The organism is Gellertiella sp. DMC107 (genome assembly GCF_056313605.1).
In genome coordinates, this window is sequence record NZ_JBQUZZ010000002.1 from 965,661 (window position 1) to 982,545 (window position 16,885).

The 16,885-nt window shown below is 63.1% G+C and carries 17 protein-coding genes; 5 read left to right on the forward strand and 12 right to left on the reverse strand.

All coding sequences use genetic code 11. The features are described from left to right. Positions 1 to 28: 28 nt before the first annotated feature. From ACT54B_RS10040 to ACT54B_RS10080, 9 genes are all read right to left on the reverse strand, one after another. Positions 29 to 766, reverse strand: a complete 738-nt coding sequence (locus ACT54B_RS10040) for a 16S rRNA (uracil(1498)-N(3))-methyltransferase (RefSeq protein ID WP_476044613.1) — start codon at positions 764 to 766, stop codon at positions 29 to 31. Positions 767 to 776: 10 nt separating this feature from the next. Further along, positions 777 to 2,261 carry an inorganic phosphate transporter gene (locus ACT54B_RS10045; RefSeq protein ID WP_476044614.1) on the reverse strand — a complete coding sequence of 495 codons (1,485 nt, stop codon included), beginning with the start codon at positions 2,259 to 2,261 and terminating at the stop codon, positions 777 to 779. A 58-nt stretch (positions 2,262 to 2,319) separates the two neighbouring features. Beyond that, on the reverse strand, positions 2,320 to 2,802 hold the full coding sequence (locus ACT54B_RS10050) for an NUDIX hydrolase (RefSeq protein ID WP_476044615.1): 483 nt from the start codon (positions 2,800 to 2,802) through the stop codon (positions 2,320 to 2,322). A 236-nt stretch (positions 2,803 to 3,038) separates the two neighbouring features. Next, the gene (locus ACT54B_RS10055) at positions 3,039 to 3,692 is read right to left on the reverse strand and encodes an outer membrane protein (protein ID WP_476044616.1); all 654 of its coding nucleotides are present in this window, start codon (positions 3,690 to 3,692) and stop codon (positions 3,039 to 3,041) included. Between the two features lie 270 nt (positions 3,693 to 3,962). Then, entirely contained in the window at positions 3,963 to 4,631 is a 669-nt protein-coding gene (locus tag ACT54B_RS10060; RefSeq protein WP_476044617.1) for a LutC/YkgG family protein, read from the reverse strand. A gap of 2 nt (positions 4,632 to 4,633) precedes the next feature. Continuing rightward, positions 4,634 to 6,052, reverse strand: coding sequence for a LutB/LldF family L-lactate oxidation iron-sulfur protein (locus ACT54B_RS10065; RefSeq protein ID WP_476044618.1), 1,419 nt, complete (start codon positions 6,050 to 6,052; stop codon positions 4,634 to 4,636). Positions 6,053 to 6,055: 3 nt separating this feature from the next. Beyond that, complete coding sequence (locus ACT54B_RS10070) at positions 6,056 to 6,850, reverse strand: (Fe-S)-binding protein (RefSeq protein ID WP_476044619.1); 795 nt, start codon at positions 6,848 to 6,850, stop codon at positions 6,056 to 6,058. Between the two features lie 3 nt (positions 6,851 to 6,853). Next, positions 6,854 to 7,684, reverse strand: a complete 831-nt coding sequence (locus tag ACT54B_RS10075) for a FadR/GntR family transcriptional regulator (RefSeq protein WP_476044620.1) — start codon at positions 7,682 to 7,684, stop codon at positions 6,854 to 6,856. Positions 7,685 to 7,872: 188 nt separating this feature from the next. Then, positions 7,873 to 8,265: a type II toxin-antitoxin system PemK/MazF family toxin gene (locus ACT54B_RS10080; protein WP_476044621.1), complete on the reverse strand. Its 393-nt coding sequence runs from the start codon at positions 8,263 to 8,265 to the stop codon at positions 7,873 to 7,875. Between the two features lie 177 nt (positions 8,266 to 8,442). On the opposite strand from ACT54B_RS10080, the gene ACT54B_RS10085 reads away from it, so the two are divergent. Next, positions 8,443 to 9,720, forward strand: a complete 1,278-nt coding sequence (locus ACT54B_RS10085) for a DUF3422 family protein (RefSeq protein ID WP_476044622.1) — start codon at positions 8,443 to 8,445, stop codon at positions 9,718 to 9,720. A gap of 3 nt (positions 9,721 to 9,723) precedes the next feature. Here ACT54B_RS10085 and ACT54B_RS10090 read toward each other — a convergent pair whose 3' ends face one another. Beyond that, positions 9,724 to 10,620, reverse strand: a complete 897-nt coding sequence (locus tag ACT54B_RS10090) for a LysR family transcriptional regulator (protein WP_476044623.1) — start codon at positions 10,618 to 10,620, stop codon at positions 9,724 to 9,726. A gap of 157 nt (positions 10,621 to 10,777) precedes the next feature. On the opposite strand from ACT54B_RS10090, the gene ACT54B_RS10095 reads away from it, so the two are divergent. Genes ACT54B_RS10095 through ACT54B_RS10110 form a run of 4 tightly spaced genes read left to right on the forward strand, consistent with a single transcriptional unit; the run spans position 10,778 to position 15,284 of the window. Then, positions 10,778 to 12,214 (forward strand): FAD-linked oxidase C-terminal domain-containing protein, encoded by a 1,437-nt coding sequence (locus ACT54B_RS10095; RefSeq protein WP_476044624.1) that lies wholly within the window; start codon positions 10,778 to 10,780, stop codon positions 12,212 to 12,214. After that, positions 12,211 to 13,431 carry an FAD-binding protein gene (locus tag ACT54B_RS10100; protein WP_476044625.1) on the forward strand — a complete coding sequence of 407 codons (1,221 nt, stop codon included), beginning with the start codon at positions 12,211 to 12,213 and terminating at the stop codon, positions 13,429 to 13,431. The genes ACT54B_RS10095 and ACT54B_RS10100 overlap by 4 nt, the downstream gene beginning before the upstream one ends. A gap of 6 nt (positions 13,432 to 13,437) precedes the next feature. Next, complete coding sequence (gene glcF / locus ACT54B_RS10105) at positions 13,438 to 14,751, forward strand: glycolate oxidase subunit GlcF (RefSeq protein ID WP_476044626.1); 1,314 nt, start codon at positions 13,438 to 13,440, stop codon at positions 14,749 to 14,751. Positions 14,752 to 14,804: 53 nt separating this feature from the next. Continuing rightward, entirely contained in the window at positions 14,805 to 15,284 is a 480-nt protein-coding gene (locus ACT54B_RS10110) for a hypothetical protein (protein WP_476044627.1), read from the forward strand. Here ACT54B_RS10110 and ACT54B_RS10115 read toward each other — a convergent pair. Further along, complete coding sequence (locus ACT54B_RS10115) at positions 15,270 to 15,890, reverse strand: outer membrane protein (RefSeq protein ID WP_476044628.1); 621 nt, start codon at positions 15,888 to 15,890, stop codon at positions 15,270 to 15,272. The genes ACT54B_RS10110 and ACT54B_RS10115 overlap by 15 nt on opposite strands. Positions 15,891 to 16,187: 297 nt before the next feature. Next, positions 16,188 to 16,847 carry a L,D-transpeptidase gene (locus ACT54B_RS10120; protein ID WP_476044830.1) on the reverse strand — a complete coding sequence of 220 codons (660 nt, stop codon included), beginning with the start codon at positions 16,845 to 16,847 and terminating at the stop codon, positions 16,188 to 16,190. Between the last annotated feature and the right edge of the window lie 38 nt (positions 16,848 to 16,885).

Consider the following 16,885-nt stretch of genomic DNA (forward strand, 5'->3'; position numbering starts at 1 on the left):
GGGTCGGTGGCGGGGCGCGCGGGCTTGCCTATTGCCAATCGCCGAGCGTTGCCTGCACCACCGCAAGCGCCGCGACGGCTGCCGTATCGGCCCGCAGGATGCGGGGGCCGAGCGGGATGGCGGTCACGAAGGGGAGGGAGCGCAAATGCCGACGCTCTTCCTCCGAAAAGCCTCCTTCCGGCCCGACGAGAAGGGCGAGCTTGCGCTCGACGATACCGCGCAGCACCGGCAGCGGGTTCTGGCTTTCCGCGCCCTCGTCGCAATAGATCAGCCGACGGTCCGGATCCCAGCCGGACAGGAGATCGGGAAGCCGGAGCGCTGTCTGCACGGCCGGCACGGCCAGCACCCCGCATTGCTCGGCCGCTTCGATGACATTGGCCGTGATCTTGTCGGTCGGCGGCGCCTTGCCCTGGGTATGCTGCGTCAGCACGGGCTGAAGAATGCCCGCCCCCATCTCCACGGCTTTCTGAACCAGATAATCCATGCGTCCGACCTTGAGCGGCGCAAAGGCATAGACGAGATCGGGCGTTGCCGGTTGCGGGCGGGTCTGGTCGAGAAGCGCAAGGCTGATCCGCTTGCGTGTGGGGTAGTCGATCCGGGCGCGCCACTCCCCATCCAGACCGTTGAACAGCAAAATCTCGGTCCCGGGCTCGGCCCGCAACACATGCGCCAGATAGTGGAACTGGTCGTCCGTGGCCGCCAGGTTCGTCCCGGCCTCCAGCCTGTCCTGCACGAAGAGACGCTGCATCCTGAAATTGGCGCGCATATCCGCCCTCTCAAAGAAAAATGTTCTTATAGACCAGATAGATAAGCGCCGAAAGCCCGCCCGATACGGGCACCGTGATCAGCCAGGCCCCCGCAATCGTCATGAAATGCGAACGGCGCACGAGAAGGCGGCGGCGCAGCTCGGCGGTATCGTCCTCGGCGTCCTCGCCATCGGCCGGGGGCTTGCCGCGCTTCTGCGCCTTGGGGCGCCCGCTGTTCACATACCATTCGCGGAAGAAGCCGACCCCGAACACGGCGCCGACGGCAATATGGGTGGAGCTGACCGGTAATCCCGCCCAGGACGCTGCCAGCACGGTCAGCGCAGCCGACAGCGACACGCAATAGGAACGGACCGGATTGAGCTTGGTGATCTGTTCGCCGACCAACCGGATCAGGCGCGGCCCGAACAGCAGGAGCCCGGTGGATATACCCGTCGCGCCGATGGCGAGGGCCCAGAGCGGGACAATTTCGCCGGCCCGCGGCAAGTCGCCCGCCGCCGTTGCAATGGCCGCCAGCGGGCCGATGGCGTTGGACACGTCATTGGCCCCGTGGGCGAAGCACAGCAGGGCTGACGCAGCGACCAGCGGAATCTGGAAAAGAACCCGCAGCGACGCGTTGCGGTTCTCAAGGCCGATGGAGCGGAACCGCACATAGGGAACCGCCACTGCCCAGATGGAAATGAGGGCGACGGCGCCGATCGGCAGGATAAAGCCGTAAGGCAGGCGCTGTCGCTCGGCAAATTGCAGCGCGATATAGGCGGCAAACGCCCCGCCCATCAGCGCGATCAGGATCGGAACCTTCCGGCGGGCGGCGGCAATCTTGTCGTCCTTTTGAAGGATGCCCTCTTCGATCAGGAACAGCATGCCCGCCGCAATACCGCCCCCGATCAGGGGAGAGACAATCCAGCTCAGGACGATTTCGCCGATCACGGGCCAATTCACCACGTCGAACCCGGCCGCCGCCGCGCCTGCGCCGATGATGGCGCCCACAATGGAATGGGTGGTGGAAACCGGTGCGTTCAACCAGGTGGCAAGATTGATCCACAGCGCCGCGGCCGAAAGCGAGGCAATCATCACCGCAATTACCATCCGGTGGTCCGCCAGGGCCGAAGGCGGGACGAGCTGCACGGAAATCGTCTCGGTCACGTCGTTGCCGGCAATGAAAGCGCCGAGAATCTCGAAGACTGCCGCCATCAACAACGCCTGCCGCATGCCGATCGCACGGGCACCGACCGCAGCCCCGGTATTGTTGGTCACGTCATTGGCGCCGATATTCATCGCCATGTAACCGGCAAGCGCCGCCCCTACGATCAGGGCAAGCGGGCTGGCATGGCCGAGCGCATAGCTGGTCGCATAGGCCATGGACAAAAGCAGGAAGACGAGGCCAAGGCTCGGCGCGGCAAAGCGCCGCCAGACATGCAGCGAGGCATGTTCGACGAGCGTAAACTTGTCGAGATCCTTGTCGAGAGCGGATTTCTTGTGCTTTTTCACGCCCATGTCCGGCCTGTCCTGACAGGGGCTGCCGTCCGATGCCTTGTCGCGCCACGCCCTGCGGTCACGCCGCGCGCCGTTCCAGACGACGGCCAAAATCCAGAATGAGAGATTTCAGAAGCGGTTCGCGAACCTGTTCGGCGGCCGAGCGATAGGGAAACCAGCGGCTCTTGCGCTGCCCCTTTTCGGGATAGTCCTCGATCAGCTTCTCGACTTCCAGGGGATGCACCTGAACCTTGCAGCCGATCGCGAAATCGTCCTTGAGCACCTTGTCATAGACATAATAGCCGATGGGTTGCCGGCTGACTTCGCCGCGTACGCCTGCTTCCTCATAGGCCTCCTGGGCAGCCACGCCATGCGCGGGCTTGTCGTCCATCGGCCATCCTTTCGGGATGATCCAGCGGCCCGTGTCGCGACTGGTGACGAGAAGCACTTCGACGTGGTGATCGGCCGGATCCTGCCTGTAGCAGAGCGCAGCATATTGCTGTTTCGGCGGACGCCGAACCATCAACTGCACCCATGCGATCAGACGGGAGAAAACGGTCATGCCAACATCAACCCCTTTCGACTCACCTTATAAACAGAAATCGCTAAAGCCCCGTTTCTTCCCAAGCAACAGCTTTGTGAAGTTTTTTTGACGCTTCGCTACGCAGAGGCCCTGTCCAGACAGTTTTGTACAGCTTTCCTGTCCGGGGCTTGTGCAGCGAAGCGCAAGACAGGCCCGACATGAAAGAAGCCCCGGAAGACAGGTCCTCCGGGGCTTCGATGCAGGGCGTCAGATGATCAGAACTTCATGCCGATACCGACCAGAACCTGATGCTGGTCGAAGTCCACATTCGTGGTTCCGATGTCCTTGTCGCCGTAGTTGTTGTAGCGATATTCGGCACGCCCGAAGAGCGTGTCGGTGAAGGCGTAGTCGACACCCGCGCCGACCGTGAAACCGTTGAACATTTCGGTTTCCTTGTCGCCGCCGGTCACGTCGACATAGCCTCGGGCAGCCGTCCAGCCGCCGGTGGCGTAAAGCAGGGCATTGTCGAATGCATAACCGATACGACCGCGAACCGAGCCGGAGACATCCGTTCCCACTTCGGTCTCGGGACCGAATGTGTTGTAGGTGTTGCTGTTCCAGTTGTAGTTCAGGTCGCCTTCAATACCGTAGACGAAGTTGCCCGACTGCATGTTGGCGCCGACAAAGCCGCCGAAAATGCCACCGTTGAAATCTTCGCCGGTAGTGACGCCGCCGCTGGTGAAATCACCGTTGGCCCAGGTGCCGCCCCCGTGCAGACCCACATAGCCGCCCGACCAGGTGAACATCGGAACCACCTCCTGCTCGACGGGAGCGGGAGCGTATTCCGTCTGCTGCACCATGTCTGCGGCTTGAGCCGAAACGGCGAGCGCTGAGGCTAAGGCCAGCGAGGCAATGATGGGCTTGAACATGTCACGTTTCCTTCTTTCCATGAACGCGTCGGATACAAGTGCCCCCATCCATGGCCGGTCGGGTAAGAATGCCCATTCCCCGAATGACAGAAGGTACCATCCCCAGGCGCCCGCTCTCACCCGCGGAATACTCCGCCGGCCTGTCAGGCAGATGGACGCTGGATTGGCTTTTTCCATGGCAGCCAAGAAAATTTCGACCGAAGCGAGCAACATTTTTCTCAAAACACACCAAAAAGTGTGTCTTTTTGGTCGCACTTCGGGCCGCCGGCCTCAGCCGATGACGATCACATGCAAGGCTCGTGGCCCGTGTGCGCCCAGAAGGATCGTCTGCTCGATATCGGCGGATCGTGACGGACCGCTGACGAAATTGACGGTGCGCGGCATGGTTTCCTTGCCCTTCAGCATGCGCAGGCGGGCGAGCGCCGCCTCCATGTCGCCGCCGATATCCTCCGCGCGGATCGCCACCACGTGGTGTTCGGGCAGGAAGGTGAGCGTGACCGGGTTATCCGGCCCGGAAAGCAGCATCAGCGTGCCTGTTTCGGCAATGGCGAAATCCGCATGGCTGATCGCCGCGAGATCCTGGCCGTCGCTTGGCCCGACCTCGACGGTGAGCGAGGCTTCCCGTTCGAAGCCCATGCCGGCGAGGCGCGGATCGCTGCCCCGTTTCAGGCGGGCGGGCAGGTTGCGCTCCCGGAGATAGGCGGCGGTGGCGGCCGGTATGGCGCTGGCATCCGCTACCCGTTCATGGGTGGCGCCGGCCTTGCCGATCATGTCGAGGAAGAGCGCGATACGCCCTTCGGGATCGAGCTGGCCACGCGTGGGGATAATGCCGGTCACGGGTCGGGCAAGACGGCTTTCCACCTGGTGGCGCCGGGCGGTTTCGTCCCGCGTATCCCGGGTTGCGCGGATTTTCGACAGGATGGCGCTGCGGCTGTCCATGGTCAGGCTCCCCTCTGGCGATTGAAGGCAGAAACGAAGGTTTCGCCTTCCGGTGCGGGCATGTCGCGGAAGTCGGTCCAGCCACCGGCAAGCGGCAGGCGGGAGATCCGCCGGCGGTCGCCGCCGAAGGCCGAGAGCAGTTTCATGCCGATGCCCGCCGCCAGCCGGTAAAGTGCCGGGCGCTTGGCGAAGAAGGCCCAGAAGCCGAGCCCGTAACGGGCCGTGGCGGGGGTGAGGTTCTTTTCGAATTCCCGTTCGCGCCAGTGCCGCATCATTTTCGGCAGCGGGATCTTCATCGGGCACACGCTTTCGCAGCGTCCGCAGAAGGTCGAAGCATTCGGCAGGTGGCCCGAGACGTTGATGCCGTTGAGCGACGGCGTCAGCACCGCCCCCATCGGCCCGGGATAGACCGAACCATAGGCGTGCCCGCCAACCGCATGATAGACCGGGCAATGGTTCATGCAGGCGCCGCAGCGGATGCAGCGCAGCATCTCCTCGAATTCCGAGCCGAGCATGGCGGTGCGGCCGTTGTCGATCAGCACCACATGATAGTCTTCCGGCCCGTCCTGGTCTTCCGCCCAGCGCGGCCCGGTGGAGAACGTGGTGTAGACGGACATGTCCTGCCCGGTGGCGGATCGCGCCAGCAGCCGGAGAATGGAGGCGCAATCCTCCAGCGTCGGCACGATCTTCTCGATCGAGGCAACCACCACATGCACCTTGGCGAGGCTTTGGGTGAGGTCGCCATTGCCCTCATTGGTGACGATGACCGACGAACCGGTTTCGGCAATCAGGAAATTCGCGCCGGTAATGCCCACATCCGCCGCAAAGTAGCGCTGGCGCAGCACGGCGCGCGCTTCAGACAGCAGCGCCACGGGCTCGGACAGGTCGCGGCTCTCGGGCAGATGGGTATGAACCCGGCGGAAATCCTCCTCCACCTGCTCCTTGTTCAGGTGGATGGCCGGGGCGATGATATGGCTTGGATGCTCGTGGCGGAGCTGGATGATATATTCCCCGAGGTCGGTCTCGACCGGCTCGACACCGTTCTTTTCCAGATAGTCGTTGAGGCCGATTTCCTCGGAAATCATCGACTTGCCCTTGGTCACCGTCTTCGCATTCGCCTTGCGACAGATGCCGAGGATGATGTCGCGCGCCTGCTCGGCGCTTTCCGCCCAATGGACATGGCCGCCGGAGGCTTTCACCTTCGCCTCATAGGCTTCGAGATAGAGATCGAGATGGGCGAGCACATGGGTCTTGATATCGCGGGCCTGATCGCGCAGCGCCTCGAATTCGGGCAGGGCAGCGCGGGCCGCGGCCCGCTTGGCGACGAAGCCCTTTTCCACATTGCCGAGCGCCTTCTGCAGCTGCCCGTCGGCCAGCGCCCGCACGGCATTCTGCTTGAAGGCGGGTGAAGTGAGTTCCATGGATCAGGCCTCCTTGCCAGCGGCATTGCCGGCAATCGGCGGCCGGTCGGTCATGCCCGCCAAGACTTCCGCCACATGGCGAACCTCGATGGTCGATCCCTCGCGCTTGAGCTTGCCGGCCATGTTCATCAGGCAACCCATGTCGCCGGCCAGCAGCAGGTCGGCGCCGGAGGCCTCGATATTGGCGGTCTTCTTGGAGACGATGGCATTGGAAATGTCGGAATACTTGATACAGAAGGTGCCGCCGAAGCCGCAACAGATGTCGCTGTCCTTCATCTCCTTCAGCGCAAGCCCCTCGACGCTTGCAAGCAGCGCGCGGGGCTGGGCGGAAATACCGAGCTCGCGCAGACCCGAGCAACTGTCGTGATAGGTGACCGATCCGGAAAAGGCCGCTTCCACGGCCGTGACCTTCCTGACATCGGCGAGGAAGGAAATGAGCTCGAACACCTTGTCCGCAAAGCGCTCCGACCGGTCCTTCCAGGCCGGATCGCCGGCCAGCAGCCCGGGATAATGCTTCTTCAGCATGGCGGCACAGGAGCCGGAGGGGGCGACCACATAGTCGAAACGCTCGAAAACGGCGATGACCTGGCGGGCAAGGACCGCTGCATCCGCCCGGTCGCCGGAATTATAGGCCGGCTGGCCGCAACAGGTCTGCGCCATCGGCACCTCCACCCGGCAGCCGGCATCTTCCAGGAGCTTCACCGCGGAAAAGCCGACGCTCGGCCGGAAGAGATCCACCAGACAGGTGGCGAAAAGGCCGATCCGCGGTGCGGTGGTCTCGGTCAGGGGAGGGGTCATCGATCAGTCCTTCGTCTCGCCGGCCTTTGTCGCGCCGGATGATCTCGGTAAGCGGCCGGGCTCGCGCGCCTGCCTTTGCTGGAGCCGGAGTTCGGAAACACGGTTGCGGCGGTCCTGCCGCGCCGCCTCGCGATTGGTCTCAGTCACATAGTCGATATGCTCTTCCGCCGCCTTGCGGGCGCGGGCGGCATCGCCGGAAAGGATCGCGTCGGCGAGGTCCCGATGCTGGGCCAGCAGCCGGTCGCGCGCGCCGGGCAGCGCGAAGATCAGCCTGCGATGGTGGACGATCCCCTCCGAAAGCAGCCGGTAGCAGGCCCGCAACGTGTGCAGCAGCACGATATTGTGCGCCGCTTCGCCGATGGCCGTGTGCAGCTCGATGTCGGCGGTCAGCTCATCTTCGAAGTGACCTTCCTCATGGGCGGCCTGCATATCCTCGATGATCCGGGAAATCTGCACCCGGTCGGTCTCGGTCGCCCGCCGGGCCGCAAGTTCTGCGGTCAGTCCCTCGAGTTCCCGGCGATATTCGAGATAATCCGCCGTCGCCCGCTCATGCCGCGCGACCAATGCCGCCAGCGGCTCGGAAAAGACCTGTCCGACGATATCCGCGACAAAGGTGCCGCCGCCATGCCGACTGACCAGAAGCCCCCGGGCCTCCAGCTCTTTCAGCGCCTCCCGAAGGATGGGCCGCGACACGCCGAAGCGCTCCGACAATTCCCGCTCGCCGGGAAGCCTGTCCCCGTCCCGCAGCACGCCTTCGAGGATCAAAAGCTCCACCTGCCGCACCACTTCATCCGCGGTGCGCCCGTGATCGATCGGGGGGAAAAGGGCAGTCATCTCGTTATGCATGCAGGGTACATAGCAGCGAAGAGAGAAGTGGTCAAATAATTGGACCACTCTCTGGTGTCCGCAAAAAGAAAGGCACCCGGAAGGGTGCCTTCGCAGTGCCTCCAAGAGGCAACGGCAAGCCTTTCGACTTCCGCATATATTTGAAAATTAGCTTATCCAGATACTCGTGTCAAGGGTCATCCTCCCGCGATGGATTGGCGAAAAAGGAGAATCATCCGGTCAAACTCCTCGGGGTCCATCCGCACGGGCATGCGCTCCAGATACTCCAATCTGCTCGTGGCAACCGTCAGGGGATGGTCGCAGAGTACCCAGGATACTCTGCCGCCCAGAAGCGCGCTGAGACGCGCGCTCACCGGCAGGGAAAAGGGGTTCTGTTCGTTCTCCTGTGCGGAAGACAAGGGCAGGACGACGACCTTTCCGCGCAAGTTGTTCTTGCGGGAAATGATGACAACGGGGCGAGTTTTCCAGATTTCCGGTAAATGGATAACCTCCTCCGGCACGAACCTGCACCAGTAGAGATTTCCCACTTTGGGGCTTGTCTTGATCCGAACGGGATAATGCCGCGCCATGATTCGTGGATACAAGAAAATAAAGGCATATAAAATGTAATGAACCCGCGTCAAAGACGCCGGTGGTCATGCCCTTTGATGAATGCTAAAGCCGTCGCAGATAGAAGCGCGGGCAATGCCTCCTTTCGGGCATGGACCCTTGCCGGGAATCTGGACGAATTTGCTGGGGGCGGCTTGATGGGCAACGGGTCTTTTTCTTTTCCGGTTTCGCCGGATCGCACGGCGGCGCTGGGTGAAATCCATGCGCGGCCCTATGCGCTGGTCACCACGCCGCGGGTCATTTTCCAGCTTGCCTTCACCATGGATGGCGGTTCGGCGGTGCATCACTCCGTCATTTCCGAGCTGTCGCGGGCGCGGGGCATTTCCCCGCCTGATCGCGATGCGCGCCATCATGCGATCCCGTGGGGGCAGGGGACGCTGCGTTGGGAACGCCATACGGAATTTTCCACCTGGTTCTGGGATTGTCCTGCGCCCGAACAGTTCGGCGCACCCATTCCTGTCCACCCCTTCGGCGATGGATTTTCGGCGCCCGGCTCGCTCATTTCGGGCATAAGGCTCGAGATGCGCCCGCACGGGCCGGAAACGGAGGCGGCGCGTCAGGTTTTCGATCCTGCCTCCCTTTGTCGCAGCTTCACCAAGAACGGGCAGGCGGAAATCCTGACCGACTTCCGGCAGAATGGCGATGGCCTGACCCAGATCCTGGTCATCGACCGGGGCATGACCCAGGCGGGAACCGGCGCGCTCGCGCAGCGCCTCCTCGATATCGAGACCTATCGCACGCTGGCCATGTTCGGCCTGCCGCTGGCCCAGACCCTGTCGCCGGAAATCCGCCGCATCGAGGATGGGCTCACCGCCGTCACCCAGCGGATGAAGGCCCATGCCCGCGAGGAAGCGGATGCCATGCTCGGCGAAATCACCCGCCTGCATGCGGAACTGGAGGCCAATGCGGCGCTCAGTCTCTACCGTTTCGGCGCCAGCCGCGCCTATGACGGCATCGTGCAGGAGCGCATCCGAACGCTGGACGAAGACCCGGTTCCCGGTTTCGAGACCTTGGGCTCCTTCCTCGGGCGCCGGCTCGCGCCCGCCATGCGCACCTGCCAGTCCATCGAGGAGCGGCAGGCCAATCTCTCGCGCAAGCTGACCCGTGCGACGGGCCTCGTCCGCAGCTGGATCGACGTCGAGCTGGAGCGCCAGAATTCCGCCCTGCTTGCCTCGATGGACAAGCGCGCCAATCTCCAGCTTCGCCTGCAGCAGACGGTGGAAGGCCTCTCGGTCGCCGCCGTCTCCTATTATATCGTCGGCCTGATCGGCTATCTGGCGAAGGCGCTGCCCCATGACGAAAACGGTCACGGCGGCATCGATCCGGCCATCGTTACCGGCCTTTCGGTGCCGCTCGTGGTGCTGATGGTCTGGCTGATGGTCAGGCGCATCCGTCGCCACCATGCGGCGGATTGAGGCTTATCGTTCCCAGTAGGGCACCGGACCATAGAGGTCTGCCAGAAAATCGATGAAGGCGCGCACCTTTGCCGGCAGGAATTGCCGGCTCGGATAGACGGCGGCGAGCGTCACGTTTTTCGATCCCTCGATCCAGGGCAGCACCTGCCGCAACGTGCCGGTCTTCAGCTCTTCGCCCACATCCCAGGTGGAACGAAGCGCAATCCCCATGCCGGAAAGCACCGCCTCCCGGATCACCTCGCTCGAATTGGTGAAAAGCCGGGCCTCGGGCCGGAAGACGATCGGGCCCTCCGCCCCGACCAGTCGCCAGCTGTCATTGTTGTGCGGCTTGAGGCAGATATGGGTCTTCAGGTCGGCCAGCGTTTCCGGCGTCCCGTGCCGGTCGAGATAGGCGGGCGAGGCGCAGAGCACCCGGCGCACCGGGGCAAGCCGCCGGGCGACCAGGCTCGAATCGGCCTGCTCGCCGATCCGGATCGCGAGATCGAAGCCATCGCCGATAATGTCCACGAAATCGTCGGAGAGAATGAGATTGATGGACAGATCCGGATAGCGCTCCATGAAACCCGTGAGATGAGGCGCAATGTGCAGCCGTCCGAAGGAGGTCGGCGCCGATATCTTCAGCATGCCCTGCATGCGCGCACCCCGGCCCATGGCGAAAGCTTCCGCCTCTTCCACACCGGCGAGGATGGCGAGCACGCGGCCGTAAAAGCCTTGCCCCGCCTCGGTCAGCGACATCTGGCGTGTGGTGCGCTGGAAAAGCCGGACACCAAGCCGTTCTTCCAGCCGCTTGACGCTCTTGGAGATCACGGCCGGCTTGACGCCCAGCGAGCGCGCTGCCGCCGATTGCGAACCGGACGCCACCACGCGCGCGAAAATCTCGAGATCGCCGAGTTGCGTCAAGGACTTGACCCTCCGCCTGTCCGCTCCGGTCTAGCCTATTCCATCAGCCTTGCGAAGACCGGTGGCAGGCCATCGGCGTGGATAGTCCCAAAAACGGATTCCTGTTTCGGGACCGATCATGTAGAACGGCATGAGGTAAAGGCGCGAAGGAGGACCGATGGGCGAGACGATACGGTTTCTGACGCCGAAAGCACCGGTTCTGTCCCGGCGCGACACGATCATCGGCGATCTCAAGGATCTGCTGCCGCCCGAATGCCTGGTGCATGAGGGGCGGGCGCTGGTGCCTTTCGAGACGGATGGCTTCATCGCCTACCGCAAGCGGCCGCTCGCCGTTGCACTGCCCGGCACGACTGCGGAAGTCGCCGCGCTGCTGAAATACTGCCACCGCTATCAGGTGCCCGTCGTGCCGCGCGGGGCGGGAACCTCGCTTTCGGGCGGCGCTATCCCGGAAGAGGATGCGGTTGTCATCTGCCTCTCGCGCATGAACCGCATTCTCGAAGTGGATACGGCGAACCGAACAGCAACCGTCCAGGCCGGCGTGACCAATCTCTCCATCTCCGACCGGGTCGGGCCGGAAGGCTTCTTTTATGCGCCCGATCCGAGCTCGCAGCTCGCCTGCACCATCGGCGGCAATATCGGCATGAATTCCGGTGGCGCCCACTGCCTGAAATATGGCGTGACCACCAACAACCTGCTCGGCGTGAAGATGGTGCTCGTCGATGGCGAGGTGATCGAAATCGGCGGCAAGGCACTCGACAGCGGCGGCTACGATCTTCTTGGCCTCGTCTGCGGATCGGAGGGCCAGCTCGGCATCGTCACCGAGGCGACCGTGCGCATTCTCGCCAAGCCCGAAGGCGCGCGCCCCGTGCTCTTCGGCTTCGAGACGCCCGAGGATGCGGGCGCCTGCGTTTCGGCCGTCATCGGGGCCGGCATCATCCCTGTCGCGATCGAATTCATGGACAAGGAAGCCATCGCCATCTGTGAGGCCTTTGCCCATGCGGGCTATCCGCTCGACGTCGGCGCGCTGCTGATCGTCGAGGTCGAGGGCTCCGAGGCGGAGATGGAGGCAACGCTCCAGTCCGTCATCGGGATCGCCCGCCGTTTCGGCGTGAAGACCGTCAAGGAAAGCCAGTCCGCCATGGAGGCGGCGGCGATCTGGAAGGGCCGCAAGTCGGCCTTCGGCGCCACGGGTCGCATTGCCGATTATATCTGCATGGATGGCACCGTGCCGCTCGGCCAGCTCTCCCACGTGCTGAAGCGCACCGGCGAAATCGTCGCCCGCTACGGCCTGCGCGTCGCCAATGTCTTCCATGCGGGGGACGGCAACATGCATCCGCTGATCCTCTACAACATCAACGATCCGGAAGAGGCGGCAAAGGCGGAAGCGGCCGGCAACGATATCCTGAAACTCTGTGTCGAGGCGGGCGGATGCCTCACCGGCGAGCATGGCGTCGGCATCGAGAAGCGCGATCTGATGACGTTCCAGTACAAGCCTGCCGACCTTGCCCAGCAGATGGCGGTACGCGCCGCCTTCGATCCCGGCTGGCTCATGAACCGTTCCAAGGTCTTTCCGCTGGAGGGGCGGCCGGAATGAGGCAATTCTTCTATCCGCGCAGCGAGGCGGAAGCGGCAGACATCATCCGGGCTCATGATGCGGCAAAGACCCCGCTGAAGCTTGCGGGCGGCAATACGCGGGCGCTCATCGGCCATCCGGTTCAGGCGGAATTCTGCCTGCGCAGCACAAGCCTCGCCGGCATCACCGCCTATAATCCGGCGGAAATGGTGATGACTGCCAAGGCGGGCACCCCCGTGCGGGAAATCGAGGCCGCACTGGCCGAGAAGGGCCAGATGATGGCCTTCGAACCCATGGACCACCGCGGCGTGCTCGGCACGTCTGGCGAGCCCACCATCGGCGGCCTCTTTGCGGTCAACAGCTCCGGCCCGCGCCGGCTGACCGCAGGCGCTGCACGCGACCATCTCCTCGGCATCCGCTTCGTCAACGGCCGGGGCGAGGCCATCAAGGCGGGCGGCAAGGTGATGAAGAACGTCACGGGCCTCGATCTGGTCAAGCTTCTCGCCGGCTCCTACGGCACGCTGGGTTTCCTGACCGAGGTGACCTTCAAGGTTTTGCCCACGCCGCCGGTATCCGAAACCGTGCTCGTTTCCGGCCTCGGCGATGCGGAAGCGGCGATTGCCATGGCGACCGCCCTGGCCCTGCCGGTGGAAGTGTCGGCCGCAGCCCATCTGCCCTTCACGGTCCGCCACCGTTTCCTCGGCAACCGGCTGCCGGATGGGGCGGCCACGATCTTCCGGCTGGAAGGGCTCGAAGCCTCCGTCAAGGCGCGGCTGCAAAAGCTTGTCAGCGCACTGGCAGCCTTCGGTCCCGTCAGCCGCATCGCCACGCCGGAAAGCCGCAATCTCTGGCAGGAGGTGCGCGATTGCCGCGCCTATGCGGATGGAACGAGCCGGCCGCTCTGGCGCATTTCCGCAGCCCCCTCTGCGGGCCATCGGATCGTGGCGGCCCTGCGCCTGGAAGCGGGCGTCGATGCCTGCTACGACTGGCAGGGCGGCCTTGTCTGGATGCGCATGGAAGCCGATCCCGAGGCGGACATGCTGCGGCGCCTTATTAAAACCGCAGGCGGCGGGCATGCCACGCTGATCCGGGCGAGTGAGGCGGTTCGCGCCCACATACCCGTCTTCGAGCCGCAACTGCCGGGCATTTCGGCCCTGTCCGCCCGCGTCAAGGCCGCGCTCGACCCCGATGGCATCCTCAATCCCGGTCTGATGAGCCCGGTCAAAGGCGAGGCGTAAACCGGCATGCAGACCCGCTTTTCCCCCGAACAGCTTGAAGATCCCCGGATAGCCGAAGCCGAGAAGATCATCCGCAAATGTGTCCATTGCGGCTTCTGCACGGCCACCTGCCCGACCTATGTGACGCTGGGCAACGAACTCGACAGTCCGCGCGGGCGCATCTACCTCATCAAGGACATGCTGGAAAACGGGCGCGCCGCCGACGGCGAGGTGGCCCTGCATGTGGATCGGTGCCTGTCCTGCCTTGCCTGCACCACCACCTGCCCATCCGGCGTCGACTACATGCATCTGATCGACCGTGCCCGCGTGCATGTGGAGGAAACCTATCGCCGCCCCCTCGCGGACCGGATGATACGGGCGGTGCTGGCCCGCGTGCTGCCCTATCCCGCACGCTTCCGGCTGGCGGTGAAGCTGGCGGGCCTCGGCCGCCCCTTCGCGGGGCTGATCGGCCGTTTTCCCGGGCTGAAACCCATGGCCGCCATGCTGGCGCTGGCGCCGAAATCCCTGCCCGCAAGGCTACGGATGCCGCGCGACGGCATCTTTCCCGCGGAAGCGGAAAGGCGGGGCCGGGTCGCCATGCTCGCCGGCTGCGCGCAGTCCGTGCTTGACCCGGAGATCAACCGCGCCGCCATTGCCCTGCTGACCCGGCTGGGGGTCGAAGTGGTTGTCTCGCCTTCGGGCGGATGCTGCGGCGCGCTCACCCATCATATGGGCCGCGAGGAGGAGGCAAGAGCCCACGCCCGCGCCACCATCGATGCTTGGATGCGGGAGATCGAGGGCAAAGGGCTCGATGCCATCCTGATCACCACGTCCGGCTGCGGCACGGTGATCAAGGATTACGGACATCTCTTCCAGCACGACGGTGCCTATCGGCAAAAGGCGGAGAAGATTGCCTCCCTTGCCCGGGATGTGACCGAATATCTGGCGACGCTCGACCTGCCGGACCTCAAGGCCAATGGCATTGCCGTAGCCTACCATGCGGCCTGCTCGCTCCAGCACGGCCAGAAAATTACCCTTCAACCCAAGGCATTGCTGAGAAAGGCAGGCTTCACGCTGCGCGAACCGGCCGAAAGTCACCTTTGCTGCGGCTCGGCCGGCACCTACAACATCCTCCAGCCGGACATCGCCGCGCAGTTGAAGGCGCGGAAGAGCAAGAATATTCGTGCCTTGAAGGCGCAGATCATGGCGGCCGGCAACATTGGCTGCATGACCCAGCTTGCCGATACCGTCGGTGTGCCAATTGTGCACACTGTGCAGCTTCTGGACTGGGCTTACGGCGGAAACCGCCCACATAATATTAATGAGAGCAATGTTATATAGAATATAACGGAGAGTTGGACTGTCTGATCGCTCTTCGTCCATGGGAGTGTATCATGCAGAAAACTTGCATTTCTCTCGCCTTGCTCACCCTTTGCTTCAGCGACGCCAGCGCCGATGATCGGTTTGCCTGCATGGCCCAGGATCGCCGTCTCAATCTGGCTGTGAATGTGGAATTCGCTGCGGATCTCGGCGGGCGTCTGTCCCATTTGACCGGGCGTCTCGGGATTGCCGATCCCTCCGCGCCTGAGGGGCTTGCCGCGCGCCGCCTGACCAGCCAGATGCAGTCGCAAAGCTGGGCGGACGACGGTGTCGTGCTGCTGCGCCTCTACGACGACGAAACCGACAATCGTGCCCTCGACATCAGCCTGGCCGCGGCTTCCACCGGCACCGACGACAAGCATATGCGTGGCCATTACGTGATCCGTTCCAAAACGGAAAAAGGCCCCGCCTACCAGATCAGCGGAGCCCTGTTCTGTCTGCGCGAACCGGAAAGGACCGCGCTTTTGAAGATGTTCCCGTCAGAAGCGGAATGACACGCCGAAATTGACCGCGTTGGTCCAGATATTGGTGTCGAGCGTCGCGCCATTGTCGATATCGGCACTGACAAAGGAATAGTTACCCTTGTATTCCGCGAAAACCGACCACCGCTCGGTCAACCGGTAATCGATACCGGCTTGCGCCTGCAGCGTGGCGCCCCCAAGCTGATATTCCGAGGTGATGCCGGATGGTCGCGTTACCTCCACATGCGGAATGTTGATACCGGCACCCGCACCCACATAGGGGGTGAAATTCGTATCCACGATGGGGAAACGATAAAGGGCGTTCAGCGTCACCAGATTCAGGCCGTCGGTAAATTCGAAATGGGTCCAGCCGGGCGTCTTCGCCAGGGTCTCGTCATCGGCATAAACCTTGGCATGCGTGTAATCGATGGAGAAGCCCAGATCGGGCATGCTGTCGACCGCGCCCCACCAGATGCCGCGCGCGCCGATATAGGGCGGCATTTCGAAGGATTTGCCTTCCCAGCCAGCCGTAAATTCAGTGCCGTCCGAAACGGACACATCGCTATGCGGCGCGCCCTGATAACCGCCATAGATCTGGATTGCGAAGTCATCGGCCCGCGCAGCCGAATGAATCGTCATCAATCCCAGTATCGCCGCAGAAAGGCAGGCGGAGCGAGCAATAAGAACTGCATTGTTCGGCAAGGGCATAGGCTCTCCTTTGAAATGAGGCCAAATTTGGACGATGATTCGCCCATATTTCCCTTTTCTTCACCATAAATGCAATGACGGCGTCATGAATATTCGAGCAAGGCCCGGAATTTCTACTTTTGCGAATAAGCTTATACTATAAAACAATTAGAGCGGCGGACCACTCAGAAAAAAGAAGCACGCGAAGAACCCTTCGCGTGCCTTGTCCCGGACGCGATGCGGCTGGTCTCAGCCGCCGAACAGGGTACGGAAGAAATCGAGACCACGGTCTTCAAAGGCGACCTTGCCCTGCTTGTTGCCCGGGCCGATGACAATCACCTTCGCCCCGATGGAAACGCGGTCGTAGAGATCGGTCACATCCTTGTTCATCATCCGGATGCAGCCGGACGACAGGTTGAGGCCGATCGACCAGGGTTGGTTGGTTCCATGAATCCGGAACGCGGTATCCCGGCCCTTGCGGTAGAGATACATCGCGCGCGCGCCCAGCGGATTGTCCTCTCCGCCCTTCATGTGGGCGGGAAGGGGATGGCCCTTTGCGGCCTCACGGGCGCGCATTTCCGGCGGCGGCGTCCAGTCCGGCCATTCCTGCTTGCGGCCCACCTTCACGACGCCTGACCAGCCGAAGCCTTCGCGGCCGACACCCACGCCATAGCGGATCGCCCGGCCACCTGGCTCGACCAGATACAGGAACTTGTTGTTCGTATCGATGATGATCGTGCCCGGCTCTTCATTGGTTTCGAGGCGGATCAGCTTCCGCTTGAATTGCTGCGGCACGACGCGCTTGCTGTTGTAGACCGGCTCCGCGCGCGCATTGCGGGCAAGGCCCGGCTCCTGCGCGACCGCCATCGTGCCGAAGCTGATGCTGCCGGCCATGATGGCCAGTGCCATCGTCCATGTGATGCTCTTCATGATGTTCTGCCCTTCCA